Consider the following 25,051-nt stretch of genomic DNA (forward strand, 5'->3'; position numbering starts at 1 on the left):
GCCCTTCTCGTCGTGCCCCCGGCCCTCCCGTCAGCCCCATGTCGCCGAGTAGTACCGCTGGTACGCCTTGCGGTCCTGCTCGGCCCGGATGTAACGGGTCGCCACCAGCGCGATCAGACTGCCCGCGATGACCAGCAGCCCCGGCCCGACGTTCCGGGTGTCGGTCAGCCGCGCCAGCGCAGTGCTGCCCTCGGACGCGCCCGTGACCGGCGCCGAGGAGCCCGGCGAGGCCGCGCTCGGCACCATCGCGCCCTGCGGCGCGGACGCCGACGGCGCGGGGGAGGGGGTGCCGCCCGGGGCGCCGCCCGCGTTCTGCGCCGACACGATCAGCCGGACCCCGAGCGCCGTCAGCGCCTTGGTCACCGGCTGGAAGAACGTCGTCCCGCCCGCCGTGCAGTCGCCGTTCCCGCCCGAGGTGACGCCGAGCGCGATGCCCTCGGAGAACAACGGGCCGCCGCTGTCGCCCGGTTCGGCGCACACGGTGGTCTCGACGAGCCCGGTGACCGTGCCCTCCGGGTAGTTGACGGTCGCGTTCAGGGCCGTCACCTGGCCGTCGCGCAGACCGCTGGTGCTGCCGCTGCGGAACACCCGCTGCCCCACCGCCGGATCGGCGGCCCCCGTGATCCGCACCCCCTTGCCACCGCCGATCGCGACGACGTCCGCGCCCACGCCGGCCTTGCCGTCGGCGTACTGCACGAGCGAGAAGTCACTGCCGGGGAAGGAACTGTTCACGGTCCTGCCGAGTTGCCGATCGCCCTGGTTGTCGGCGAACCAGGTGGACCCGGCGGGACCGCAGTGGCCGGCGGTGAGGATGAAGTCGGACCGCCCGTCGGTGACGTTGAACCCGGCCGAGCAGCGACCGCCCGTCGACAAGATCGGCTGGGCGCCGTTCAGCCGTGTGGTGAACGTGCCCTTCGTACGCTCCATGTGCACGAAGCTGCCGATCCCCGTGGCGACCCGGGTCAGCCGCGACCAGTCCCCGGCGGACACCGTGCGGTCCGCCCGCACCACGACCCGGTTGGTCCGGTAGTCCACCGCCCACGCCGTGCCCGGCACCCGCGGAGCCGAACGCAGCGTCGCCGTCGCCGACTTCAGCTCGTTCATGCTGTGCGACACGATCTTCGCCGCCGCCCCGGCCCGCCGCACCTCCCGGGCCGTCGCCTCGTCGGTCACGGCCACGACCGTACGCCCGTCGGCGCCGATCCAGTTGCCCGCCGTACGGGCCGTGCCGAGCCGCGCCACCAGTGCGGCGCCGGTGTCGCCCGTGGCGGCGAGCGGTCTGGCGGAGGCGGGCGGTGTCTCGCTCGCCATGGCCGCCTGGGCGACCATCGCGCCCCCCAGGAGGAGTCCGCCGACCGCCGCCAGCCGTGTCACTCGCCGGACGACCCGTCGTCGTGCGTGCCGCATGCATGGCTCCCGAAGCCGAACCCGAACGCGCGCTGCCCGTACCGGCACCGCGAGGCCCTCGGATCGTCGAGGGCCCGCTCCTCCATACGGGGGCCGGGGTCACGGCGTTCACCGGCGCCGGTGAACCGCCGGGCGCGGTTCAGTTCTTGCGGGCCACCCCGCCGAACATGGCGACCTCCTCCGGCTCGGCCCCGTCGCCGTCCTCCGGGCGCCACCGCGAGCAGGACACCACACCCGGCTCCAGCAGTTCCAGGCCGTCGAAGAACCGGGCCACGTCCTCGGGCGTGCGCTGCTTCAGCTTCGGAGTGCCGTGCTCGTTCCAGAACTTCACCGCCTCGTCCACGTCCGGCATCGACGGGCTGGTGATGGTGTGCGACAGCACCAGGTGGCTGCCCGTCGGCAGCCGGTCCGTCAACTGCCGTACCAGGCCGTACGGGTCCTCGTCGTCGCCGATGAAGATGACCACGCCGAGCAGCATCAGCGCCACCGGCTGACTGAAGTCCAGCGTCTTCGCCGCGTGTTCCAGGATCGCGTCGACGTTGCGCAGGTCCTCGTCCAGATAGTCGGTACGGCCTTCCGGTGTGCTGGTCAGCAGGGCACGCGCGTGGGCGAGGACGAGCGGGTCGTTGTCGACGTACACGATCCGGCACTCCGGCGCGATCCGCTGCGCCACCTCGTGCGTGTTGTCGGCGGTGGGCAGCCCGGTGCCGATGTCCAGGAACTGCCGGATGCCCACCTCACCGACCAGATGGCGCACCGCTCGGCCCAGGAACAGCCGGTCGGCGCGCGCGTACTCCCCGATGCCCGGGTGCAGTTGGCGGATCTGGTCGCCGGCCGCCCGGTCGACCTCGTAGTTGTCCTTGCCGCCGAGCCAGTAGTTCCAGATGCGGGCGGTGTGCGGCTGGCCGGTGTTGATACGGGCGCGCAGCGACACGGCCACGTCGTTGGTGGCTGCCGGGTTGTCGGTCACGTGGGTCAGCTCCTGGGTGCCTGAAGAGATGCCTGAGGGGGTGTCCGGCGAAGACGCCTGACGGGGACTGCACCGTGCAAGACGCAATCTAGACGCCTGAGTTGATCTCCGTCGCCCGGCCCGGGTTTTCTGTTGAGCACCGGGAAGAGGGCCGGCGCCACCCGCGTCCGCGCCCGGTAGGCGTCCGCCCGTTGCCGCTGCGCGGCGAGCCGGCGCAGCATCCCGGCGGCCCCGGAGCCGGACGCGGCCCCGCTCCCGCGTCCCACCGCTCCCGCGTTCCGCCGACTCCGTCTCCGGGCACCTCACAGCCCCTCGTCCCGACCGAGCCACACGGCCGGCATCCCGCAGGGCACCGCCCGCCGTCGGGCCGCCCGAGTCACCGGGCTTCGCCGGGCACGGGCCGCCCTCCTACACTGCGGGCATGGACGACACGCGGCTCGACCGGCTCGGGTCCGGCAAGTACCTGCTGCTGACCAGCCACCGCAAGAACGGCACGCCCGTCGCGACCCCGGTGTGGGTCGTCCCGGACGACGGCACGCTCGGGGTGTGGACGGCGGCCGACAGCGGGAAGGTCAAACGGATCCGGCGCCGCCCGGACGTCCTCGTCGGCCCGTGCGACGTGCGCGGCAACCCGACCGGCGACCAGGTGCCGGCCACCGCCGAGATCACCGATCCGGCCACCACCGCCCGCTACCGGAGCCTGATCGCCCGCAAGTACGGCCTCCTCGGCCGCCTCACCCTGCTGGGCAGCCGGCTCCGGCGCGGCCTGGACGGCACCGTCGGCGTCCGGGTGACCCTCGGGGAGTGAGGGCACCCGGGACCGGCGCCCTACGACGCGTCCAGTACCGGACCGGCCAGCTCAGGGCCCCCGGTCCGCGGCTCCCCGGTCCCCCCGCCACCGCGAACAATGCTGCGGCGGTCACCCATATGCGCCGGGCACGGACCACTGATCCTCCTCGAACACCGACCTCGGGCGTCCCGGCAACGCCGGACGCCCCTCGCCCCGGGTGGATGGGGAGCGGAGGCTGTGGGTTGCCTGCGCAGGAGAGCCGATGGTTCGCGCGGGAGGAGGAGGGGACCCGGCCGTGGTGTCAGCGGCACCGCGCCGGTGGGGTACGGCGGTGTACGGCGGTCAGGTCCAGGCCCGGTACGGCTCGTCCGTCAACTGGAACACCGGCTCCCCGCGCACCGGGTCCTTGGCGGTGGACAGCCGCACCCGGTCGCCGCTGTGGATGCCGATCGGCGGACCCATGACCCGGCCTCGGACGACGAACCCCTCGGCCATCTCTATCAGCGACACATTGCGCGCCGCCGGTGTGTTGCGGTGCACCACCGTGGAGTGGCGGACCGTGCCGACGCCCTCGCTGCGCTCCGTGCGCAACTCGCTGCCCTGGCAGACCGGACACAGCAGCCGGTGGTACATCGCGGTGCCGCACCAGGTGCAGCGCTGGAAGAGGATGGCGTCCTTGGAGTCCGTGGCGGCGGGATCGAGAACGCCCGCCGCGGAGCCGGCCACCGGATGCGAGGTGCTTGCTGGAAGGGGGTACACGCTGCTCAACTCCCTGCGCTCGGCCGGAATCCCGTGTGCCCGGGGCGGACCGGGCACACGTGTGCGCGGTTGCCGTGCCACCGTGCACGCCGACAGAGTATGGCACTGAGTGTCACTCGTAAAGGCACTCGGTACCCCTAATCACCCCTGTTCCGGGTCAACCCCTGCCGAGCGCCGTCTCCAGTTCCTGCACCACCCGCCACAGCGGCGCGTCCCGGCGGGACACCAGTACCACCACGTCGTCGGGCTGCCCCGCCTGCGCGCCGGCCGTCACCGACCCGGCCGGGGCGGGGGCCGGCGGAGCGTCCGCCGACCGGCCGAACGTCTTCTGCACGTACCCCAGCGCGTGGTCGACGGCGGCTCCCGGGTCATCCTTGCCCTCCGACCGCAGCCATGAGCGCAGGGCGTTGTTGTGCGCGGCGACGACCGCGGCCGCGATCACGTCGGCGCGCAGGGTCCCGTCGGGCCGTCCCGCGAAACGGGCGCGGAGGTACTCGGCGAGCGCGCGTTCGTAGCGCCACACCACCGAGAGTTCGTACGCGCGCAGGCCCGGCACCTGCCGGGTGAGTCGGTAGCGCTGCACGGAGAAGGCCGGGTTCTCCGCGTACATCCGCAGCACCAGTCGGGCCGCGTCGCAGACCCGCCGCACCGGCTCGTGTTCGGCGCCGCCCGCCGCGAGGAAGGCGGTCATGTCGGCCAGGCAGCGCTCGTGGTCGGGGAAGACCACGTCCTCCTTGGAGGGGAAGTAGCGGAAGAACGAGCGCCGGCCCACCCCGGCCAGGGCGACGATGTCGTCCACGGTGGTCTGCTCGTACCCGCGTTCCAGGAAGAGCCGGAAGGCCGCCGCCACCAGGGCGTCCCGGATCGGCGGCTTCGCGGCCGGCGCCGCGCTGCTGGAGCTCATGGACGGGAACGTAGCACCCGGACCGGATTCGTGACACTCAGTGCAGTGCGAGGGTCGTTCCGGGGGAACTGAGTGCTTCTGAGGTCACCGTGGAGCGGCCGGACCGGGCTGTGAGGTGCGGGGCGGGAGGCGGGTCTTGGCCGGGGGTGGCCGAAAGTCGCCGCACCCTGCGGCGTAACCTTTCTCCGCCGTCACCGCCGCCGTCGAAGACGCCGCCGGCACCGGCCCCGCACCACCGCGCCGCATCACACCCCCGCACGACACACCCGCCACGACACCCGCAGCCCCGCGCCGCCCCGAGGAGCCCCCCCATGCCCGCCGCCCGCCCCCGTCTGCTCTACGTCACCGACCTGGCGTACCAGGCGCGCGGGCGCCGCTACTGCGACGAGGACATCCACCTCACGTCCCGGCTGCGCGCCCACTTCGACCTGGCCCTGTGTCATCCGGTGGACGCGGCGGCCCTGATGGACGGCTTCGACGCCGTCGTCGTGCGCAACAGCGGGCCCGTCCTCGGCTACCGCAAGGAGTACGACGCCTTCCGCGCGCGGGCGCTCGCCGCCGGGACCCGGGTGTACAACCCGCTCACCGGGAAGGCCGACATGGCCGGGAAGCAGTACCTGCTCGACCTGACCGCCGCCGGCTTCCCCGTGATCCCGACCGTCGACCGCGCCGAGGACCTGGACCGGCTGCCGGCCGCCGAGCGGTACGTGGTCAAGCCGAAGCAGGGCGCCGACTCCCTCGGCCTGCGGATCGTCCCCGCGGGCGGGGTCGCCGGACTCGCCACCGGGGACGTCCTGATCCAGCCGTGCGTCGACTTCGCCTACGAGGTGTCCTTCTACTTCGTCGACGACGACTTCCAGTACGCCCTCCACGCCCCAGACCCGCAGCGCCGCTGGGAGCTGCGGCCGTACCAGGCGACCGCCGCCGACCTGGAGTTCGCCCGCCGGTTCATCGACTGGAACGACCTCGGCCACGGCATCCAGCGCGTCGACGCCTGCCGCGCCGCGGACGGGGGCCTGCTGCTGGTCGAACTGGAGGACCTCAACCCCTACTTGTCCCTCGACGCGCTCCCGGAGGAGGCCAGGGACGCCTTCGTCACCGCGTTCACCGCGTCCCTGAGCCGGTTCGCGCGGGGAGTGCTCATACCGGCCTGACGGTGATCGGCGGTTCACCCGGACACCTCGCCCCCCAGTGGCCGTTCAGGGCCGGGGATCGCTGCGGTGCCACCGTGGCCGAGCGTCACCGCCCCGGCGTCCGGCCACGGACGCGCAGCGTGGGCACACGCGCCGCACCCGGTCCGCCGCGCCCCCGGATTCCGGGAAGGTGTCCGCCCAGCCGACGTGCGGGAAGCGCGTCAGCCGGGAGCGGCTGAGGGACAGTCCGCAGACGGTCTGGTTCAGACCCGGCTCCCACGCGTGGACCTCTCCCGCGGGCAGCCGGCGCCGGCCCTCCTCCTCGTCGGTCCACTGTCCGGAGGCGGCGACGGCGTACCGCTTCGTGCGTCCCATGGCGTGCTCCGGACCCGGTCAGCCGGCCGTGACGGCGGCGCGCGACCGCCCGGTGCGGCCGGTACGGAGACCGTCGGCCGCCCCGCGTGCCAGGGGGCGGGCGTGCGGGACGCGGGAACGCTGGTACTCGGTCATCGTGGCACCGTCCTCGACTCGGCTGGACCGCACTACGCGTGCCCCACCGGGCGCCCGCCACACCCGTGCGGCACGGCGGGCCCGCGGACCTGGCACGCCGATGCCTCCTGTGCGCGGGGCCCTCACTCCGCCGCTCGCGGACCGTCGTCGTAGACCAGCAGGCCGTCACCGCGGAGACGGACACCTGGCGTCGGGCTGTGCGCCGTGAGGCGCCCGTCGTGCATCAGGTGCAGCACGACCGCCCCGCGGGCCAGCACGGCGAAGTCGGCGATCAGGCGCCGGTGGCACCTCCACCACACCGCCTCGCTGCACATCACCGCGGTACGTTCCTCGTCCGCCTGCCGCAGCACGCCGTCCATCGCGGTCACGAACTCCGCGCTGCGGGTGTGAGCGGCGTAGCCCCGGAAGGACTCGTTGCGCCAGACGGTGTCGGGTGAGTCCGGCGGCGGCTTGCGCCAACCGCCCAGCCGCCGCTCCCACCGGTAGGCGATGTGCTCCTCGGGCATCCACTCGGCGAGCCGCTGTCGCCCCAGGTCCGGATCGCGGCGACTGCCCGGTGCGGTCCTGACGTCCACGACGGCGGCGACGCCGGCCTCCCGCAGGAGCTCCGCCAGCGCCGGCCGGCCGGCCGTGCCGTGGCCGAAGGTGATCAACTCCGGGCCCGAGCTGGGGACCGGGCCCACGGGACCGGTCCGGGCGTGGTTCATACACCGAGTGCACCACGGTCGGCGCGTCGAGTGCGCGGTGCGGGGCTTACCCGCTCGGGGCCTGGGCACTCGAAGACGACACAAGCCGCCGTAGCCGCCGGTCTCTGTTCCTGAAGTCGTCAGGGCGCCGGCCCGGCCCGCGTTCGCCGCGGTGCGCCGGCAGTGGCAGTCGCCGCTCCGCGAGCCGCGCGACAGTTTCCGTCGTCTACAGAAGGGAGCGTCATGTATCCCAGTACCGCCCAGCTCAGCACCGGGGGGCACGCCGGTGCGCCGAACGGAGGCGGGGCATCATGTGCGGTCTGAGCGGGGAGGTCCGCTTCGACGGGCGCTCGCCCGACCTCGCGGCCGTCGCCCGCATGACGGAGCGGCTCGCCGACCGCGGACCCGACGGACAGGGGACCTGGAGACGGGGCGCGGTCGCGCTGGGACATCGCCGCCTGAAGATCATCGACCTGTCGGACAGCGGGTCCCAGCCCATGACGGACGCCCGGGGAGAGATCACCGGCGTCTTCAACGGCTGCGTGTACAACTATCCGGAGCTGCGGGAGGAGCTGCGCCGTCTCGGCCACCGCTTCGCGTCGACGTCGGACACGGAGGTGGTCCTCAACGCCTACCGGCAGTGGGGGACCGCGTGCGTGGAGCACTTCCGCGGCATGTTCGCCTTCGCGATCGTCGAGCACCGGACCGGCCGCGTCGTCCTCGCCCGGGACCGGCTCGGGATCAAGCCCCTGTACCTGGCGCAGACGCCGGGCCGGCTCCGTTTCGCCTCCACGCTGCCCGCTCTCCTGGCCGCCGGGGACGTGGACACCTCGCTCGATCCCGTGGCCCTGCACCAGTACCTGAGCTGGCACGCCACGGTCGCGGCGCCGCGCACCGTCCTCAACGGGGTGCGCAAGCTCCCCCCGGCCACCGTGCGGGTCGTCGAACCGGACGGCACGTACCGGGACCACTGCTACTGGCAGCCGTCCTACACGCGCCGGCCCGAGCACACCGGCATGTCGGCCGACGAATGGCGGGACGCGGTGCTGGACGCGCTGCGCGTGGCCGTGCGCCGGCGCACGGTGGCCGACGTGCCGGTCGGTGTGCTGCTCTCCGGCGGCCTCGACTCCAGCCTCATCGTCGCGCTGCTGGCCGACGAGGGCCGGCGCGACCTGATGACGTTCAGCGTCGGGTTCGAGACGGAGGGCGGCGAGGAGGGCGACGAGTTCCGCTACTCCGACCTGGTGGCCCGGGAGTTCGGCACCGACCACCGCCGGCTGATGGTTCCCTCCGAACGGGTGTCGACGGCTCTGGACGGGGCGTTCCAGGCGATGAGCGAGCCGATGGTCAGCCACGACGTGGTCGCCTTCCACCTGCTGTCCGAGCAGGTGTCCAAAGAAGTGAAGGTCGTGCAGAGCGGGCAGGGCGCCGACGAGGTCTTCGCCGGCTACCACTGGTACCCCGAGCTGGCGTCGGTCCCCCGCGAGGACGAGCCGGAGCGGTACGCCGCCACCTACTTCGACCGCTCGCACGCCGACCTCGCCCGGGTCCTGCGGCCCGAGATGCTGCCCCACGACGACGTCTCGGGACGCTTCGTACGGGAGCACATGGCGCGACCGGGGGCGGAGACGGCACTGGACGCCGCTCTCCGGCTGGACACGCACGTCATGCTCGTCGACGACCCCGTCAAGCGGGTCGACAACATGACCATGGCCTGGGGCCTGGAGGCCCGCGTGCCGTTCCTTGACCACGAACTGGTCGAGCTGGCGGCGGCCTGCCCCCCGGAACTCAAACTGGCCGACGGCGGCAAGGGCGTGCTGAAGGAGGCGGGCCGGAAGCTGCTGCCCCACGAGGTCGTCGACCGCCCCAAGGGCTACTTCCCCGTGCCGGCCATCCGGCACATGGCGGGTCCCGTCCTCCGGCGCGTGCGGGAGGCACTGGAGGCACCGGAGGCAAAGCGCCGCGGTGTGTACCGCGACGCGTACGTGGCGGAACTCCTCAGGGCACCCGACGAGCACCGGACCAGGCGGGGCGCGAACGCGCTGTGGCAGATCGCTGTGCTGGAGATATGGCTGCAGACCCACGGAATCAGGTGACCGACGACCGGGGTGCGCGAGCGGCGCACGGCACGGCAGCCGCCGTCATCCGCTCCGGACCACCGGGTCCGACAGGTCCGAGCCGCGTCCGGTCCCCGGACAGCCGTACCGGGGACCTCCTCGACGCTGCCCGTGCCGCCGCCCCCGCGCCGGTGCCGCTGCCCGAGGCGGGCGGCCCGCGGGACGCGGTGACACGGCTGCGCGCGCACGGCTGTTGGTACCCGTCCGCGAACGCCGACGGCAGCGAGACGGCCTTCATCTGTGACCGAGGGGGCGTCCCCCAGGTGTGGGCCGGGCCCGTCGACGGCGACGAGGTGCGACTGCTCGACTCCTCACCGGACCCGGTCAAGGAGGTCTCCTGGTCACCGGACGGCCGCTGGATCGCATACACGACGGCGCCGGGCGGCGGTGAGCACTCACGGGTGCTCTGCGTGCGGCCCGACGGCACCGGCCGCCGCATCCTGGCGGGGGCCGATCCGGCCAGTTCCGCCTATCTGGGCTGCTGGGCGCACGACGGCTCGGCCGTCGCCGTCACGGTCGCGGCTCCGGCCGCCGCCGCGTACGGGGGCCTCGCGAGGCAGGCCCTGACGGACTCCGGCCCGGTGGACGACGGGCTCGCCGGGATGCGCCCCGGGGCCGACTGGGCGGAACGGGACGGCCACGCCACGCTCCTCGGCCCGCCCGCGTACGACGCCGCCTCGGGGACGGCGCCGGACGGGACCCCCACCGGCACCACGGCCCCGGCGGCCCGGCCCGACGGCGGCCTGTCGGTCTACCTGATCGATCCCGACGGTCTGGCCTCGCCGGTCCTGCTCACCACCGAGACCCACGCTGCCTCCCTGCGCGCCTGCGACCTCAGCCCTGACGGCGGCCTCGCGCTGCTGCGCCGGGGGCCGCGCGGACGGCGCGAGGCGGTCGTCCTGCGCACCGCCGACTCGGTGACCACCCTCGTCGTGCCGGTCGCCGACGGCGACCCCTGGATCGGCCGGTTCTCCCCGGACGCGCGGACGCTGTGGCTGCGCAGCAACGGCGACCGCGAGTACGCGGCACTCCTCGCGGTGGCCCTGGACGCCGACGGCCGACCGCATACGGTGTCGGTCGCGGCGGAGCGCGCGGGCAGCGACCTGGAACTCTTCGCGCTCGCTCACGACGGCCGCACCGCCGCGCTCGCCTGGAACGTGCGAGGCGCGAGCGAACTGGAACTCGTCGAGACCTTCCCGAGGGGACGGGCCCTGGGCTCGACGGGGCAGACCCCGGGCCCGACGGGGCGGGTCCCGGACCCGACGGAGCAGACCCCGGACGACACGGGCCCGGCGAGGCCCTTGCCCCTGCCCCACGAGGTCGTCACCCGTGTGACCGCCGCCGGTGCCGGGCGCCTGCTGCTCGCGCTGTCGGGATCGCAGCGCCGCCCGGGCCTGTGGTGGGCCCACGAGGGCGTGTCGCTGCTGCGCACCCCGTGGTCCTCCCAGGACGAGGACGCCGTCCCGCCGGGCCGTCCACCGGTCCGCCCCGTCCCCGTGCGCCTGACCGCGCGGGACGGGCTGCCCCTGAGCGGCTGGTACTACCGGGCGCCGGGGCGCGCCCCCGACGAACCGGCCCCTTGCGTGATCCACCTGCACGGTGGCCCGGAGGAACAGGAACGCCCGGTGTTCAACCCGCTCTACCACGAGCTGGTCGGGCGTGGCCTGGACGTCTTCGCACCCGACGTCCGGGGCTCCCTGGGACACGGCCGCTCGTTCGTCGACGCCGACCTGGGCGCGGGCCGCTTCGCCGCCCTCGACGACGTCGCGGACTGCGCGGTCCACGCGGTCACCGCGGGCCCCGCCGATCCGACGCGGCTCGCGGTCATGGGCCGCTCGTACGGCGGCTACCTCACCTTCGCCTCCCTGGTGTGGCACCCGGACCTGTTCCGCACCGGGGTCGCCGTCTGCGGCATGTCCGACTTCCTCACCTTCTTCGCCGGTACCGAGCCGTGGATCGCGGAATCGGCGGCGCACAAGTACGGCCACCCGGAGCGCGACCGTGAGCTGCTGCGTGCCCTGTCGCCGATGAGCCGCATCGACGCGCTGCGCGTCCCGCTGCTGGCCGTCCACGGCGAACACGACACCAACGTGCCACCGGGGGAGTCCCAGCAGTTCGTACGGGCCGCGCGGGAACGGGGTGTCCACGCGGAACTGCTGACCCTGCGCGACGAGGGGCACGACTTCCTGCGCGCGGACAACCGGCGCCTGTTCCGCCGCGCCGCGGCCGACTGGATGCAACGGCACCTCCACGCGTGAGCCACCGCCTCGTCAGGAGTGAGCCGGGGGGTTCCTGAACGAGGCCGCGGTGGGCGCCGTATCTGAGCACGCGGGCCGCGCGAGCGCCCCGGCCCGCGGGACGGAAGGAGAGCCAGGTGCCGACACCGCCCGACCCCGAACAGCCGCCGCCCGGACCGGTCCTGGAACCCGTCCGGGTCGTGCGCCTACGCCGCTTCGACGCCCTCGCGGAACTCATGCGGGAGATCCGGCCCGATCCGGTGACCCGCGAGGACGACACCCAGGAACTCCCGCCCGTACCGGCCCTTGTCCCCCGCCCCTCGGCTGTACCCGGACCGAACGCGGGCCGGGGCCCGCGCCGGGCCACCGTGGCCGCGGCCGTCGTGGCGGCGGCCCTCGCCGGCTTCGGCTGCGCCCTGCTCCTCCCCGGCCGTCAGCAGGCCGCCGCGACCGCCCGCCCGGCCCCGCCGGCCACGACCGCCCCGCCGGCCGGCGCACCAGGCGGCCCCCTCGGGCCCCCACCGCGTCCGCCGGACCCACGACACCCGCCACCGCGCCCGACCCCGACGGGCCCGGCACCCTCCGTCAGGGCGACACCGGGCCCGATGTCGCCGACCTGCAACAACGCCTGCTGCGCGTCCCGGACGTCTACCGCGACGGCTCCACCAGCGGCACCTACGACACCACGCTCACCGAGGCCGTGGCCCGCTTCCAGCTCTGGTACGGCGTCCGTGGTGACGAGACGGGCGTCTACGGCAACGACACGCGCCGCGCGCTGGAGTCCCGCACCGGCTTCGGCGACGATTCATGAGCGGCACACCGGGCACACGAGGACCACCGCGCGGCCTGCGCGGGCCGGCACCGGGCGGCGGCGGACGGGAGCGAACGGCAATGGCGGACGAGAGCGGCACGCGGGGCGGCCGGGCGCGACCGGACCTGGACGGCTTCTTCGACCGGCTGGACCCGGACATGTGCGTGGTGACCGCCGCGGCGAGCGGCAGGCGCGCCGGATGCCTGGTCGGCTTCGCCTCGCAGTGCTCGATCCAGCCGCCCCGGTTCGCCGTATGGCTGTCCAAGGTCAACCAGACGTACCGGGTCGCCCGTGCCGCGCAGTTCCTCGCCGTCCACCTGCTCACCCGCGACCAGCGGGACCTGGCGGAACTCTTCGGCGGCGAGACGAGCGACGAGGTGGACAAGTTCGCGGGGCTCGCCTGGCGGGAGGGGCACGGCGGCACCGCCGTCCTGGAGGACACGGCGGCCTGGTTCGTCGGTGCCATCCTGCAGCGCACCGACGGCGGCGACCACGTCGGCTTCGTGCTCGACCCCGTCGAGTGGGGCGAGGGCCGCGGCGGGTCCCTGCTGCGCCTCTCCGACGCCGTCACCATCGACGCCGGCCACCCCGTGGACTGAGCACGGCCGCCCCTGGGCCGAGGGGACACCAGCCGTCAGCCTTCCGGGGGCTCCGCCGCGTCCTGCACCTCTTCCAGGGGCATTCGGATGTCGAGCACGCACACGTCGTCGCGCCGCTCCTCCGCCAGCATCGTCGCGAGCAGCGCGTCCAGGGAGCCGGACTCGCCACGGCCTTGGGCGCGGACCGCCCCGGCCAGCCGGGCGAAGCCCGCGTCCAGGCCCTCGCCGGGGCGTTCGACCAGGCCGTCGGTGTAGAGCAGCAGCCGGTCGCCGGGTTCCAGCCGCAGCTCCCGCGACTCGTAGGCGGGGGCGGCCGTCGCGCCGAGCAGCATGCCGCCGGGCCGGTCGAGGAAGCGGACCTCGCCCCGGCGCACCAGCAGCGGCGGGGGGTGTCCCGCCTGCGCCCAGGCGAGGATCTGCTGGTCGGGGTCGTAGCGGGCGAGGACCATGGTGGCGGTCATCTGGCTGTCGCGGGAGTGCAGCAGCAGCTGGTTGAGCCGCGCCAGCGCCCCGGTGAGCGAGGAGCCGGTGCTGACCATGCCCTTCGCGGTGAACCTGAGCTGGGCCATGGTGGCCACGGCGTCGATGCCGTGGCCTGCCACGTCGCCGACCACGAACAGCGCGTCGTAGTCGGGCAGTTCGATGGCGCTGAACCAGTCCCCGCCGACGTGGATGCCGGCCTGCGCGGGCAGGTAGGCGACCTCGACGCGCAGCCCGGCCAGCCGCACCGGCTTGCTGGGCAGCGGCAGCAGGGCGTGCTGGAGCCGGGCCGCCAGTGCCCGTTCGGCCTGGAGGATGCCGCGCTGGAGCAGCATCGCGCGCTCGCTCTCCACCAGCGCGAGTTCCGCGCTGCGCTGCGCGGTGAGGTCCTGGACGAAGCCGTGCACCTCGACCGGGGTACCGTCGGACGTCATGACGGCCTCGGCGACCATCCGCAGATGCCGGACCCCCTCCGGTGTCTCGACACGGAAGGGCACGTCGAACGGGCGCCCGTGGGAGACGAGTTCGGCGATCGCGTGGGCCAGCGGCCCGGTGTCGTCGGGCAGCACCAGGTCGGGCAGCTCCTCCAGGCGGAGCGGCCGCTGCCCGGGGCGCAGGCCGAGCACGGCGTACGTCTGCGTCGCCCAGGAGGTCTCCTGGGTGATCAGGTTCCAGTTCGCCCAGCCCAGGTTGCCGAGCCGCTGCACGTCGGCCAGGCGCTGCTCCTGGCGTTCCACCGGGTCGTGCCGCAGCCAGGTCACCACCAGGCGCTCGCCCAGCGGGGCGGCCCGCACCGTGTAGGTGGCGGTCACGGGCACCTCGCCGACCACGTCCTGGTAGGCGAACGGCTCGCCCTCGAAGGGGACTCCGGTCTCCAGAGCCTGAAGGTAGCCCCGCCACAGCGGTTCGCCCGCGACCGACGGGTAGCTCTCCAGGACACGTCTGCCGACCATGTCCCGGCCGGTGCGGCCGAACACGTCGACCGCCTCCGGGGTGGCGGCGTCGATGAGGTAGTCCTCCACCTCGCCGGAAGCGGCGCGCAGCGGGCTCAGCAGGATCGCCGCGCCCGGCAGCGCGTCGAACACCGCCTGCACGGTCTGGGAGATGTCCGCGGTCGCGCCGCCGCGCGGGTTGTCGAAGGCCCGCAGCCGGCCCGCGCACAGCCGGGCCACGGCCCGCAGCAGCTCCCGCTCCCGACCCGCGAACGGCTCGGGGCGCCGGCGCAGCACCCCGAGGGCGACGCACGCGGTGTCCCCGGCCGGCACGGGCAGCCAGGCCCGGGTGAGCCACCGCTCCGGCGGATCGCCGATCAGCAGGTACCGGGTGCGGTCCAGGGCGACGTTCTCCAGCCAGCGCGGCTGCCCGGACTCCAGGGCGTCCAGCGCCGCCACGCCGGTCACCGGGGGGAGCTGGCGCCACTGGGCGGCGAGGGTGGGGTCGATGCCGGCGTACCCGATCAGTCCGAGCCCGCCCTCGGGCAGCCGCTCGTACAGCATCACCGCGTCGGCGCCCGCCTCGGTCGCGAGGTGGTCCAGCAGGCATCCGGCCAGCTCGTGCGGTGAGCCGACCCGGAGCAGGTCGCGGCCGATGTGTCCCAGGACGCCGGTCAGGTCCGTGGTGCCGGCGGGCACGCTCTCCCAGGGGCGTACGGCGGGGGCCGGGGCGGGGGGCGTCACCGGCTGCTGCCGGGGCGGCAGGGCGCCCAGGGTGAGCCAGCACTGTTCGAGGAGGGTGCGGTTGCCGTCCTTGGCGCGCTGGAGCAGCTCCTGGTGGGCGGCGTCCGGGGTACAGGAGGTGACGGCCATCAGTACGCCCTTGGCCCGCTCCAGGACCGCGGAGGTGGCGGCCAGGTCCCGCAGCCGTTCCATTTCGGCGCGCTGCCGGGCCACGACCTTGGCCAGCGCCGCGAGGTCGGCGCTGGTTCCGCGGTCCACCGGGGGCAGGGGCTCGCTCGTCACGCGATGAGCATTGCACATCCGTGCCCGTCCGATCACTCGTCTGCCGGGTCGGGATTCACACGACCGGTGGACAGGATCGACGGCTGGGAGACGGCGGGCCGAGACAGGGCGAGGCAGCGGTGAGGGAGCGCCCCGGCCAGGTCAGCGGGCCGTGCCGCGCGCGGCCAGCGCCTCGCTGACCACGCGGACGCTGCGCGCGATGTGCTGCAACTGCAGCACCTCCGCCGCGTACAGCTTGATCGTGTGCTCGATCACCGATTCGGGCAGTCCGAGCACGGGCAGTTCGGCCCGAGCGGTCTGCAGGGCGGTCCGCGCGACCCGGATCTCCTGCTGCACCTGGAGCTGCGCGTGCCGGGCCAGCAGCACCGGGTGCCGGATGAGCGCCGGGTAGCTGGCGTAGCGCGCGGGGATCAGCTCGCGCAGCCACCTGGTGGCCGAGCGCTCCCAGTCGTACGAACCCGGCGTCTTGACCTGACAGGGCCAGTCTGGGCTGATGCGCGTGCTGGTCAGGGGCATCTTCATCGCTTCCGGTGTGCGGCGTCGGAGGGTGGCCGACGGGTTCGGGGCGGCCCCGGTCTAGGGGATGACCGGGGCCGCCACGGGCGCGCCGCGCAGACGACGCACCCCGGTACACCCCGGGCGCCGACGTGGGTAGGGACGGCGGCGGAGGGTGTCCGTGCGCGGGCCCCGGACGAGCGGGGGAGCCCGCCGAGCAGTATTTATATATGCCGAGCGCTTTGCAAGACGTATGAAAACATTCATGCGCGGTATGCGGTGAATCGTCCCCGTCCACGGCACGGATGACCGCAAGATCTTCACGGATGCCCGGAGCGGACGGAAGGATCGGCCGTGCGGGCCTCGGTTCAGTCCTTGAGGAAGAACTGGTGCTGGTCGGAGAGCTGTTCGTACTTCTCCAGCCGGGCCTGGGTGCGCTCGGGATCGGCGTCGGTCATGGCCTGCAGCAGCGCCGCGGCCAGCACGCCGGGCGCGGCGTAGGAGTCGAACACCAGCCGGGAACCGGTGCCGGTGGCGAAGGTGACGTCGGCCTCGTCGGCCAGCGGCCCGAGCGCCAGGTCCGTCACCAGGGCGACCTTCAGACCCGCGCCGCGCGCCACCCGGACGGCGTGCAGCGTCTCCTGGGAGTGCCGGGGCATGGCGAAGGCCAGCACCCAGCTACCGCCCGCCTCGCGGGACTGGAGCAGCGCGTCGTAGGCCACGCTGCCGCCGCGGGTCACCAGCCGCACGTCCGGGTGGATACGGCGGGCCGCGTAGCCGAAGTACTCGGCGAGCGACACCGAGATCCGCAGGCCCAGCACGGTCAGCGGGGTGGAGCGGGACAGCTCGCGGCCGACGTGGATCACCCGGTCGGGGTCGGCGAAGTCCCGCCGCAGGTTCTCCAGGTTCTCGATCTCGGCGTCCACGGCCGCCTGCAACTCGTTGGCCCGGTCCTCCTCCCCGGGACCGCCCGCGAGGCTGCTCAGCGCGATCGACTGGAGCTTCTCGCGCAGCGCCGGGTAACCGCTGAAGCCGACGGCTGCGGCGAAGCGGGTGACGGAGGGCTGGCTGACCCCGACCCGGTCGGCGAGCTCGGTGATCGACAGGAACGCGGCCTCGGTGATGTGCTCGATCAGGTACTGGGCGATGCGCCGCTGCCCCGGCGACAGACGCGGGCCGTCGAAGAGTTCCCTCAGCCGCGAGGTCGGGGCGGCCTCGGCCGCCGGCACCGCCTTGCCCGACGTGATCGCTGATGCCTGTGCGCGTGCCTGCTGCGGCGAGGGCACCGGTCGGCCTCCTTTGTCTGCCACGAGGACTCAACATAGCTCACCGACCGTCGTGACCAGGGGGTTGAGACACCGCGCTCACCGCCGGTACAGGCCGATGGAATGGCCCACTTCGCCGACCGGCCGGCTGCTCGCCAGCAGCTCCGCGAGCCGGCCGCGCGCCTTGGCGGCGGCGGAGTCCGACACCACCAGCAGCCCGTGCACCCGCTCCGGCGGCACCGTGCGCGGATCCGCCGCGTGGATGCCGTAGTACGCCGGGACGCCGCTGCCCTTGTACACCAGCCACACCCGCTCGCCCGGGTACCGCTCCCGGAGCCGGTCGGCGAGCCGGCCCAGGTCCTGGCCCCAGTCCACGTTCGAGTCGTGCAGCAGCCGGTGGGTGCGCGCCGGACCGCCGAACGCCTCGTTGGCGTACGGCAGGTAGTACGGGAACGTCCGCAGCGAACCCACCGCCACCCACAGCACCAGGGCGCCGGTCAGGAGCCCGCGCCACCGCCACCGGAGGGTGAGCACACAGGCCGCCGCCACCGCGAGGAACACCGGTACGAACAGCGCGTACCGGGTGCCGAAGTCCCGCGCCCCGGTCATCGCCGCCGCGAGCAGCACCAGCGGCGGCAGCAGCAGGTACGGCGCCGCGGGACGCAGCCGCCGTACCGCCACCACCGCGACGGCACCGGCCGCGCCCAGCGCCAGCAGCCCCAGCGGGGTCTTCACCAGCAGGGCGGCCGGCAGGTAGTACCAGAGCGAGCCGGTGTACAGGTGCCCGAACAGATACCCCTGCCAGGGCTGGTTCTCCAGACCGAACTGCACCCGCATCCCCGCCCGGTATGCCGGCGGCACCGGCAGCAGCTCCACCAGCCGCGCCCGCAGCCCGTGCACGCCCGGCACCGGCTCGGCGGGCGCGAACCGCAACCGAGGGTCGACGACGAGATACGCGGCCCACACGACGGCGACGGCCACGACCGCGACGACGGCGGCGGCCACCAGCGCCGACACCACCGGACGCCGCCCCCCGGGCCCGGACAGGGGCCATCGCCCCGGGAGCCGCGCGGACCGGTGGGCGGTCAGGGCGGACAGCGCCGCCAGCGCCATCAGCACCGGTACCGCGGGCAGGGCGCTCATCTTGGTCGCCGCGGCCGCGCCGAGTGCCGCCCCCGCGAGCGGCAGGTACAGGACGGGGCGGTGCCGGGCCCGCCATGCCAGCCAGGCCGCGGTCAGGACGCATCCGGCCGCCGGCAGGTCCAGCGTGGCCAGGGAACCGTGCGCGATCACGTCGGGCGAGAACGCGTACAGGGCGAGCGCGACCAGGCCGCCCGCCGTACCCGTCAGGTCCCGGGCGAAGGCGAACACCACCAGCCCGCACAGCAGCGTCAGCGCGATGACCGGCAGCCGCGCCCACAGCATCAGCCGCCAGGGATCGTTGCCCGACGCGTACAGCAGGTGCCGGCCCACCTGCCCCTGGTCGCCGGTGTACGAGGGGTCGTACTGCGGGTCCGCCACCGCCACCCCGGCCGCGATCAGCAGTTTCCCGAGCGGCGGATGCTCGGGGTTGTACCGCACCCGGTGCTCGCGCAGGTAGTCGGTCGCCGTGGCCACGTACACCGGCTCGTCGATGGTGGGGGTCTGCTGCACCGCCGTGGTGACCATCGCCGCGGCCATCTGCCCGAGGAGCAGGACGACCAGGACCGGCGGCAGCCACCGCCACTGCCGGCGCAGGCCCGCCCACCGCTGTGAGGTGGCCTGCCGTACCGGGACCGCGGCGGGAGCGGCGGGGGTGAGGACCAAGTGCTGTTCGCGCGCCATCATCCGTCCCGCGGCGGAAGGGGCCGTGCGGGGGCGGGCGGCTCAGGGGCCTGATCATGGCCCTACCGTCGCACCGCCGCCCCCACGGCCGTCACCGCCGCACGAGTCGCACCGACAGACCTTCTGCCGTGTACACGGGTACGGCCCGCAGCTGGTCGGAGTTCACCTCGATCCACTCGAACCGCCCGGCGAACCGGGGCGCGGCGAGGACCGGCAGCGTGCTGCCCGCGGCCGGCGGCAGTTCGGCGTCCACCCGCGGCGCCGGCACGACCGGACCGCCGAGCACGGCCCGGTGCCCCACGGTCAGCGGTGCCTTGCCGCCGGCCCGCACGGTGACCTCTGGCGTGCCCGCGTCCTGGGCCCAGGCGCCGCGCACCCGCAACCGCCCCGCCACCCGCAGCGTGCCGCCCGCCATCCGCACGTCCCCGTGCCCGAGCGCGTCCTCGGAGCCGGCCACCAGCACGCCCTCGGCCAGCACCAGGATCGAACGCGACCGGGCCGCTACCGCACCGGCCGGCGGCGGCACGTCAGCTCACGGGAAGCAGTACACCGTCCGGTACCACCAGGTCGGCCCACCGCCGTGTCGTCGCCACCAGGTCGGCGTTGCGCTGGTCCGAACCCAGCACCCAGGCCACGGCCGCCTCGTGCTCCTTGCCGAACTCCTCGTGCCGGGCGACCAGCCGCCGGATCCGCTCGTCCTCGTCGATCTCGCAGAACCACACCTCGTCCAGGCACGGACGCACCCGCGCCCACGAACCCTCCCGCAGCAGCAGGTAGTTCCCCTCGGTCACCACCAGCCGGGCTTCCGGCGGCACCGGGATCGCGCCCGCGAGCGGCTGCTCCAGCAGCCGCTCGAACCCCGGCGCGTACACGACCTCGTCGGTCTCCTCGCGCAGCCGCCGCAGCAGCGCCGCGTACCCTGCCGCGTCGAAGGTGTCCGGCGCGCCCTTGCGGCCCCGGCGGCCCAGCCGGTCCAGTTCGGCGTCCGCGAGATGGAAACCGTCCATCGGCACGTGCGCCGCCCAGGGCGGCCCGTCGCCGTTCAGCGCGTCCACCAGCCGCTCGGCCAGCGTCGTCTTGCCCGAGCCGGGGCTGCCCGCGATGCCGAGCAGGGCACGCCGGCCGTTCCGGGGCAGGGCGCGGGCACGGTCGAGGAGATCGTCGAAGGTGAGGGGCACACAGAGAGTGTGGCATCCCCCGTTCGCCAGGAGTGTGGCGTGCGCCACCCACTGGACGGCCGCTTCGCGGGGAACAGTCCGGATATGACTCAGCTCGGTCTGCCCGACACCATCCAGGCCTGTCTCTTCGACCTCGACGGGGTCGTCACCAAGACCGCCGTCGTGCACGCGGCGGCCTGGAAGGAGACGTTCGACGCCTTCCTGCGTGACTACGAGGGGGAACAGGGGCGGCCGTTCGACGCCGTCACCGACTACGACGAGTACGTCGACGGCCGCCCCCGCGCCGACGGCGTCCGCGCCTTCCTCGCCTCACGCGGCATCCAGCTCCCCGAAGGCGGCCCGGACGACCCGCCGGACGCCCGCACCGTGCACGGCCTCGGCAACCGCAAGAACGACCTGCTGCTGGAGAAGATCCGCACCGGCGGGGTCGAGGCGTACGAGGGCACCCTGCGGTACCTGGAGGCGGTCCGCGCCGCGGGACTGCGCACCGCGATCGTCTCCTCCAGCGCCAACTGCCGGGACGTGCTGCGCGCGGTCGGCGCCGAGCACTTCTTCGACGTACGGATCGACGGCGTGGTCGCGGCCGAGCGGAACCTGCCGGGCAAGCCGCACCCCGACACCTTCCTGGCCGCCGCCCGCGACCTCGGCGTCGAGGCGTCCCGCGCGGCCGTCTTCGAGGACGCGCTGGCCGGCATGGACGCCGGCCGGGCAGGCGGCTTCGGCCACGTCGTCGGCGTGGACCGGGTGGGCCAGACCGACGCGCTGTACGCGCACGGCGCCGACATCGTCGTCAAGGACCTGGCCGAACTGGGAGGCAAGCAGTGATCACCGACCGTTCCTACGGCGTCGAACCGTGGACCGTCCGGGAGACCGCCCTCGACCTCGACGTCCTCGCCCAGAGCGAGTCGGTGTTCGCCCTGTCCAACGGGCACGTCGGCTGGCGCGGCAACCTGGACGAGGGCGAGCCGCACGGCCTGCCCGGCAGCTACCTCAACGGGGTGCACGAGGTGCACCCGCTGCCGTACGCGGAGGCCGGCTACGGCTACCCGGAGTCCGGGCAGACCGTCATCAACGTCACCAACGGCAAGGTCATCCGGCTGCTGGTGGACGACGAGCCGTTCGACCTGCGCTACGGCCGGCTCGTCGCCCACGAACGCGTCCTGGACCTGCGCCGCGGAGTGCTGGAGCGCACGTGCGAGTGGACCTCCCCGGCCGGCTCCACGGTCCGGGTGCGCTCCACCCGGCTGGTCTCGCTGACCCAGCGGGCCGTGGCCGCCGTCGCGTACGAGGTGGAGGCCGTCGGCAGCCGCAGCCGGGTGGTGATCCAGTCCGAGCTGGTCGCCAACGAGAGCCTGCCCGACCCCGACGGCGACCCGCGCGCGGCGAAGGCGCTGAAGTCCCCGCTGGAACAGGAGGACGGCTTCGCCTCCGGCAACCGGCTGCGGCTGGTGCACCGCACCCGGCGCAGCGGTCTGCGGGTCGCCGTGGCCGCCGACCACGTCGTCACCGGACCCGAACGCACTACCAGCCGCAGCGAGAGCGGCATCGACGTGGCCCGGCTGACCGTCACCTCCGTGCTGGAACCCGGACAGACCCTGCGGATGGAGAAGCTGGTCGCCCACGGCTGGTCCGGCACCCGGTCGCTGCCCGCGATGGCCGACCAGGTCGACGCCGCGCTCGCTGCCGCCGGCCACGACGGCTGGCAGGGCCTGCTCGACGACCAGCGGGCCTGCCTGGACGACTTCTGGGCCCGCGCCGACGTCGAGGTGGAGGGCGACGAGGAGATCCAGCAGGCCGTCCGGTTCGCGCTGTTCCACGTCCTCCAGGCCGGTGCCCGCGCCGAGCAGCGCGCCATCCCCGCCAAGGGGCTCACCGGCTCCGGCTACGACGGGCACGCCTTCTGGGACACCGAGATGTTCGTGCTGCCCGTGCTCACCCACACCGCCCCTCAGGCCGTCGCCGAGGCCCTGCGCTGGCGGTACAACACCCTGGACGAGGCCCGCGAACGCGCGGCCCAACTCGGGCTCGCCGGCGCCGCGTTCCCCTGGCGGACCATCGCCGGTCCGGAAGGCTCCGCGTACTGGCCGGCCGGCACCGCAGCCTTCCACGTCAACGCCGGCATAGCCGACGCGGTCGTCCGGTACGTCGAGGCCACCGGCGACACCGCCTTCGAGCGGGAGACCGGCGTGGAACTGCTGGTGGAGACGGCCCGGTTGTGGCGCTCGCTCGGCCACCACGACACCCACGGGGTCTTCCACCTCGACGGCGTCACCGGCCCCGACGAGTACAGCGCGGTCGCCGACGACAACACCTACACCAACCTGATGGCCCGGCAGAACCTGCGCGCCGCCGCCGACGCCGTCGAACGCCACCCGGACCAGGCGCGGCGGCTCGGGGTGGACGAGGAGGAGAGCGCGGCCTGGCGGGACGCCGCCGACGCCATGCACATCCCCTACAACGCCGAACTCGGCGTCCACGAACAGCACGCCGGCTTCACCCGCTACCAGCGCTGGGACTTCGAGGGCACCCGCGCCGACCAGTACCCGCTGCTGCTCCACTTCCCCTACTTCGACCTCTACCGCAAGCAGGTCGTCAAACAGGCCGACCTGGTGCTGGCCATGTACACCTGCGGCGACTACTTCGAGCAGGAGCACGACGAGGAGCAGATCGCCCGGAACTTCGCCTACTACGAGCCGCTGACCGTCCGCGACTCCTCCCTGTCCGCCTGCTGCCAGGCCGTCATCGCCGCCCAGACCGGCCACCTGGACCTCGCCTACGCCTACACCGCCGAGGCCGCGCTGATGGACCTCCAGGACCTGGAGCACAACACGCGGGACGGGCTGCACATCGCCTCCCTCGCCGGCACGTGGATGGCCCTGGTCGCGGGCTTCGGCGGCATGCGGCACGACGGCGACCGGCTCCGGTTCACCCCGCGCCTGCCCGAACGGCTGCGCCGCGTCGCCTTCAACGTCCAGTTCCGCGGGCGCCGACTGCGCGTGGACATCGGCGCGGACAAGGTGACGTACGCGCTCCTGGACGGCCCACCGCTGACGCTCCGCCACCACGGTGAACCACTCACGGTCAGCACCGACGGCCCGGCCGTCCGCGCGCTACCACCGGCACCGCGGCGCCCCACACCACAACAGCCGGTGCACCGGGGGCCGGGCGGCGGGGAAGGGGGCGCGTTCGGGGGCTGAGCGGCTGCCCGGCCGGGGCGGGACGGGGCGGGGGCGGCGAGGGGGCCGGGTGGTGGGTGAGCGCTGTCAGGCACGGGCCGCCGGCGGGGGGTACCGGGTGCCGACCGGGGGGCCGGGTGCCGGGGGCGGCTCGGGCTCTGTGCCGGATGGCAGCCGGGTGTCCTCTGGTGTCCTCGGGTGTTGCGGAGTGTGCCGGGCGTGGGTGTCGGGGTGGCTCGGGCCGTGTACCGGACGGCGGCCGGGTGTCCCCGGGTGTCGCGGGGTGCGCTGGGCGTCGGTCTCGGGCGCGGAGCGCCGCCGTGCCGGGCCAGCGTCCCTCAGTCGAGCACCCCGGACAGCAGGTGCAGCAGGTCGCCGGTCGCGTCGGCGGCGAGCAGGGCCGGGAGGGTGCCGAGGGCGAGGACGGCCAGGGCCGCGGACCACAGACGCGGGGGCGGGTTCGTCCGGAGGGCCGCGATCCGGCGGGTGACGGCCCGGTCGGTGAACTGAAGGGCGCAGCCCACGCGTGCCCTGCCCGCGCTGAGCGCGGCCCGGGCCAGCGCCCGCGCGGTCACCCGCCGGTCCCCGACGACGGCCGCCGCCCGCTCGTCGGCCCACCGCTCCACGAGGAAGGTGACCGCCGCGCGCACCGGTCCCAGCAGCGGATCGGCCGCCGCCGCGAGCGTGACCGCCGACACCAACAGCCCGTGCCGGTGCGTGAGATGGGCCCGCTCGTGGGCGAGGAGCACCCGGCGCTCCGCGGGGCCCAGCGCGCTCAGCATCGCGGAGGTGACCAGGATCCGGCCCGGCCGTCCCGGGATCGCGAACGCCCGCGGCACGTCCGAGGCGGCGACGATCAGCTCGGTGTCCGCCGGCTGCCCCGCGCCGAGCCGCCGTAGCGCGCGCCGCGTGCACCGCTCGGCGCGCACGGCCCGGCGGACACGCACGGCGACGGCCGCCAGTGCCAGACAGGCGGCGAGCCCGATCACCGTGGGCACCGGGTCGGTCAGCGGGTGCCCGTCCTCGCGGGCCTCGCGGATCACCGGCGGCGCGTCCCCGAGCAGCGCGGCGGCCAGCAGGAGCAGCGACCAGGTGGTGGCCGCCGCCGTCAGCACGGCGGCCGAGGCCAGCACGCGCGCGGCGAGCGCCGGCGCGGCCCGGCGGGCGAGCACGGGAGCGACGGCCGACAGCAGCAGCGACAGCGCCAGCGGGGCGTACACGTCGAACGTCATGCGCCGAACCTCATGAGCCCGGCCTCACGCGCCGTCCCCGGCGAGCAGCTCGCGCAGCGCCCGCTCCTCCTCGGCGCTCAGCCCGGTCACGAACTGCTGGAGCGCGGCGATCGGGTCCGGCCCCCGGTCCAGGACCTCGTGCATCGCCTCGGCGGTCAGCTCGGCCGCGTTCTTGGCCGGCCGGTACGCGCCGCGCCGCCCGTCGGCGTCCCGGAGCACCAGCCCTTTGTCGTACAGCCGTTTGAGGATCGTGTGGACCGTGTTGTACGCGAGCCCGCCACCGATCTCGTGCTGGATCTCCGCCGGGGTCAGCGGTCGCTCGGTGGCCCAGAGGGCGGCCAGCACCTCGCTCTCCAGCGCCCCGGCGCTGCGCCGTTCCGCTCTGCCGCGGGACCCTGTGCCAGCCATGCCACAACCTTACAGCGAGTAGGGCCGTCGGCCGGATGGCCCCGCCTGCGGGCGCGGGCAGATCATTCGCGTTAGTTTGTCCGTGTTTTCCCCTGCTCCCGTCTCCGGCCCT

At 74.3% G+C, this 25,051-nt stretch carries 22 protein-coding genes; 8 read left to right on the top strand and 14 right to left on the bottom strand.

Annotation, left to right across the window (positions count from 1 at the left end):
* Positions 1-30: 30 nt before the first annotated feature.
* The gene (locus tag C3492_RS19990; RefSeq protein ID WP_103813114.1) at positions 31-1,407 is read right to left on the bottom strand and encodes a S1 family peptidase; all 1,377 of its coding nucleotides are present in this window, start codon (positions 1,405-1,407) and stop codon (positions 31-33) included.
* A gap of 139 nt (positions 1,408-1,546) precedes the next feature.
* On the bottom strand, positions 1,547-2,377 hold the full coding sequence (locus C3492_RS19995; RefSeq protein WP_103813115.1) for an SAM-dependent methyltransferase: 831 nt from the start codon (positions 2,375-2,377) through the stop codon (positions 1,547-1,549).
* 421 nt (positions 2,378-2,798) lie between these two features.
* Here C3492_RS19995 and C3492_RS20005 point away from each other — a divergent pair, with 421 nt between their 5' ends.
* Positions 2,799-3,185, top strand: a complete 387-nt coding sequence (locus C3492_RS20005) for a PPOX class F420-dependent oxidoreductase (RefSeq protein WP_103813117.1) — start codon at positions 2,799-2,801, stop codon at positions 3,183-3,185.
* 324 nt (positions 3,186-3,509) lie between these two features.
* Here the strand turns inward: C3492_RS20005 and C3492_RS20010 are convergent, their stop codons facing one another.
* Positions 3,510-3,926 (bottom strand): Zn-ribbon domain-containing OB-fold protein, encoded by a 417-nt coding sequence (locus C3492_RS20010; RefSeq protein ID WP_103813118.1) that lies wholly within the window; start codon positions 3,924-3,926, stop codon positions 3,510-3,512.
* A gap of 157 nt (positions 3,927-4,083) precedes the next feature.
* Positions 4,084-4,830 (bottom strand): TetR family transcriptional regulator, encoded by a 747-nt coding sequence (locus C3492_RS20015; RefSeq protein ID WP_103813119.1) that lies wholly within the window; start codon positions 4,828-4,830, stop codon positions 4,084-4,086.
* A 311-nt stretch (positions 4,831-5,141) separates the two neighbouring features.
* Here C3492_RS20015 and C3492_RS20020 point away from each other — a divergent pair, with 311 nt between their 5' ends.
* Complete coding sequence (locus C3492_RS20020) at positions 5,142-5,984, top strand: hypothetical protein (RefSeq protein WP_103813120.1); 843 nt, start codon at positions 5,142-5,144, stop codon at positions 5,982-5,984.
* A gap of 45 nt (positions 5,985-6,029) precedes the next feature.
* Here C3492_RS20020 and C3492_RS20025 read toward each other — a convergent pair whose 3' ends face one another.
* On the bottom strand, positions 6,030-6,338 hold the full coding sequence (locus C3492_RS20025; protein WP_103813121.1) for a hypothetical protein: 309 nt from the start codon (positions 6,336-6,338) through the stop codon (positions 6,030-6,032).
* 257 nt (positions 6,339-6,595) lie between these two features.
* Complete coding sequence (locus C3492_RS20030) at positions 6,596-7,180, bottom strand: DUF488 family protein (protein WP_103813122.1); 585 nt, start codon at positions 7,178-7,180, stop codon at positions 6,596-6,598.
* A gap of 290 nt (positions 7,181-7,470) precedes the next feature.
* Between C3492_RS20030 and C3492_RS20035 the strand changes: the two genes are divergently transcribed.
* From C3492_RS20035 to C3492_RS20050, 4 genes are all read left to right on the top strand, one after another.
* Complete coding sequence (locus C3492_RS20035; RefSeq protein ID WP_103813123.1) at positions 7,471-9,255, top strand: N-acetylglutaminylglutamine amidotransferase; 1,785 nt, start codon at positions 7,471-7,473, stop codon at positions 9,253-9,255.
* A complete protein-coding gene (locus C3492_RS20040) occupies positions 9,228-11,534 on the top strand; it encodes a S9 family peptidase (protein ID WP_374938355.1) in 2,307 nt (768 codons plus the stop codon). Before C3492_RS20035 ends, C3492_RS20040 begins: the two co-directional genes overlap by 28 nt.
* Positions 11,535-11,583: 49 nt before the next feature.
* The gene (locus C3492_RS20045; protein WP_308461153.1) at positions 11,584-12,324 is read left to right on the top strand and encodes a peptidoglycan-binding protein; all 741 of its coding nucleotides are present in this window, start codon (positions 11,584-11,586) and stop codon (positions 12,322-12,324) included.
* A gap of 80 nt (positions 12,325-12,404) precedes the next feature.
* A complete protein-coding gene (locus C3492_RS20050) occupies positions 12,405-12,923 on the top strand; it encodes a flavin reductase family protein (protein WP_103813125.1) in 519 nt (172 codons plus the stop codon).
* A gap of 35 nt (positions 12,924-12,958) precedes the next feature.
* Here the strand turns inward: C3492_RS20050 and C3492_RS20055 are convergent, their stop codons facing one another.
* The 6 genes from C3492_RS20055 to C3492_RS20080 form a co-directional block, all read right to left on the bottom strand.
* On the bottom strand, positions 12,959-15,379 hold the full coding sequence (locus tag C3492_RS20055) for a SpoIIE family protein phosphatase (protein WP_374938356.1): 2,421 nt from the start codon (positions 15,377-15,379) through the stop codon (positions 12,959-12,961).
* Positions 15,380-15,502: 123 nt separating this feature from the next.
* On the bottom strand, positions 15,503-15,883 hold the full coding sequence (locus C3492_RS20060) for a hypothetical protein (RefSeq protein WP_181140462.1): 381 nt from the start codon (positions 15,881-15,883) through the stop codon (positions 15,503-15,505).
* Positions 15,884-16,224: 341 nt separating this feature from the next.
* On the bottom strand, positions 16,225-17,142 hold the full coding sequence (locus C3492_RS20065) for a MurR/RpiR family transcriptional regulator (protein ID WP_181140463.1): 918 nt from the start codon (positions 17,140-17,142) through the stop codon (positions 16,225-16,227).
* A 78-nt stretch (positions 17,143-17,220) separates the two neighbouring features.
* Positions 17,221-18,948 carry a phospholipid carrier-dependent glycosyltransferase gene (locus tag C3492_RS20070; RefSeq protein WP_103813127.1) on the bottom strand — a complete coding sequence of 576 codons (1,728 nt, stop codon included), beginning with the start codon at positions 18,946-18,948 and terminating at the stop codon, positions 17,221-17,223.
* An 88-nt stretch (positions 18,949-19,036) separates the two neighbouring features.
* Positions 19,037-19,471, bottom strand: coding sequence for a hypothetical protein (locus tag C3492_RS20075; RefSeq protein ID WP_103813128.1), 435 nt, complete (start codon positions 19,469-19,471; stop codon positions 19,037-19,039).
* Between the two features lies 1 nt (position 19,472).
* Positions 19,473-20,123 (bottom strand): nucleoside/nucleotide kinase family protein, encoded by a 651-nt coding sequence (locus tag C3492_RS20080; RefSeq protein WP_103813129.1) that lies wholly within the window; start codon positions 20,121-20,123, stop codon positions 19,473-19,475.
* 84 nt (positions 20,124-20,207) lie between these two features.
* Between C3492_RS20080 and C3492_RS20085 the strand changes: the two genes are divergently transcribed.
* A complete protein-coding gene (locus tag C3492_RS20085) occupies positions 20,208-20,948 on the top strand; it encodes an HAD family phosphatase (RefSeq protein ID WP_103813130.1) in 741 nt (246 codons plus the stop codon).
* The gene (locus C3492_RS20090) at positions 20,945-23,320 is read left to right on the top strand and encodes a glycoside hydrolase family 65 protein (protein WP_103813131.1); all 2,376 of its coding nucleotides are present in this window, start codon (positions 20,945-20,947) and stop codon (positions 23,318-23,320) included. The genes C3492_RS20085 and C3492_RS20090 overlap by 4 nt, the downstream gene beginning before the upstream one ends.
* Before the next feature lie 317 nt (positions 23,321-23,637).
* On the opposite strand, the gene C3492_RS20095 is transcribed toward C3492_RS20090, so the two are convergent.
* On the bottom strand, positions 23,638-24,531 hold the full coding sequence (locus tag C3492_RS20095; RefSeq protein WP_103813132.1) for a M56 family metallopeptidase: 894 nt from the start codon (positions 24,529-24,531) through the stop codon (positions 23,638-23,640).
* 24 nt (positions 24,532-24,555) lie between these two features.
* The gene (locus C3492_RS20100) at positions 24,556-24,939 is read right to left on the bottom strand and encodes a BlaI/MecI/CopY family transcriptional regulator (protein WP_103813133.1); all 384 of its coding nucleotides are present in this window, start codon (positions 24,937-24,939) and stop codon (positions 24,556-24,558) included.
* Positions 24,940-25,051 lie beyond the last annotated feature (112 nt).

Source organism: Streptomyces sp. Ru62 (genome assembly GCF_002920615.1).
Taxonomy (GTDB): Bacteria; Actinomycetota; Actinomycetes; order Streptomycetales; family Streptomycetaceae; genus Streptomyces.

Bases quoted from the DNA above. Each gene is read 5' to 3' on its own strand.
- C3492_RS19990 (WP_103813114.1), bottom strand. From the start codon at position 1,407: ATGCGGCACGCACGACGACGGGTCGTCCGGCGAGTGACACGGCTGGCG.
- C3492_RS20005 (WP_103813117.1), top strand. From the start codon at position 2,799: ATGGACGACACGCGGCTCGACCGGCTCGGGTCCGGCAAGTACCTGCTG.
- C3492_RS20015 (WP_103813119.1), bottom strand. From the start codon at position 4,830: ATGAGCTCCAGCAGCGCGGCGCCGGCCGCGAAGCCGCCGATCCGGGAC.
- C3492_RS20020 (WP_103813120.1), top strand. From the start codon at position 5,142: ATGCCCGCCGCCCGCCCCCGTCTGCTCTACGTCACCGACCTGGCGTAC.
- C3492_RS20025 (WP_103813121.1), bottom strand. From the start codon at position 6,338: ATGGGACGCACGAAGCGGTACGCCGTCGCCGCCTCCGGACAGTGGACC.
- C3492_RS20030 (WP_103813122.1), bottom strand. From the start codon at position 7,180: ATGAACCACGCCCGGACCGGTCCCGTGGGCCCGGTCCCCAGCTCGGGC.
- C3492_RS20035 (WP_103813123.1), top strand. From the start codon at position 7,471: ATGTGCGGTCTGAGCGGGGAGGTCCGCTTCGACGGGCGCTCGCCCGAC.
- C3492_RS20040 (WP_374938355.1), top strand. From the start codon at position 9,228: ATGGCTGCAGACCCACGGAATCAGGTGACCGACGACCGGGGTGCGCGA.
- C3492_RS20050 (WP_103813125.1), top strand. From the start codon at position 12,405: ATGGCGGACGAGAGCGGCACGCGGGGCGGCCGGGCGCGACCGGACCTG.
- C3492_RS20055 (WP_374938356.1), bottom strand. From the start codon at position 15,379: ATGTGCAATGCTCATCGCGTGACGAGCGAGCCCCTGCCCCCGGTGGAC.
- C3492_RS20060 (WP_181140462.1), bottom strand. From the start codon at position 15,883: ATGAAGATGCCCCTGACCAGCACGCGCATCAGCCCAGACTGGCCCTGT.
- C3492_RS20070 (WP_103813127.1), bottom strand. From the start codon at position 18,948: ATGATGGCGCGCGAACAGCACTTGGTCCTCACCCCCGCCGCTCCCGCC.
- C3492_RS20085 (WP_103813130.1), top strand. From the start codon at position 20,208: ATGACTCAGCTCGGTCTGCCCGACACCATCCAGGCCTGTCTCTTCGAC.
- C3492_RS20095 (WP_103813132.1), bottom strand. From the start codon at position 24,531: ATGACGTTCGACGTGTACGCCCCGCTGGCGCTGTCGCTGCTGCTGTCG.
- C3492_RS20100 (WP_103813133.1), bottom strand. From the start codon at position 24,939: ATGGCTGGCACAGGGTCCCGCGGCAGAGCGGAACGGCGCAGCGCCGGG.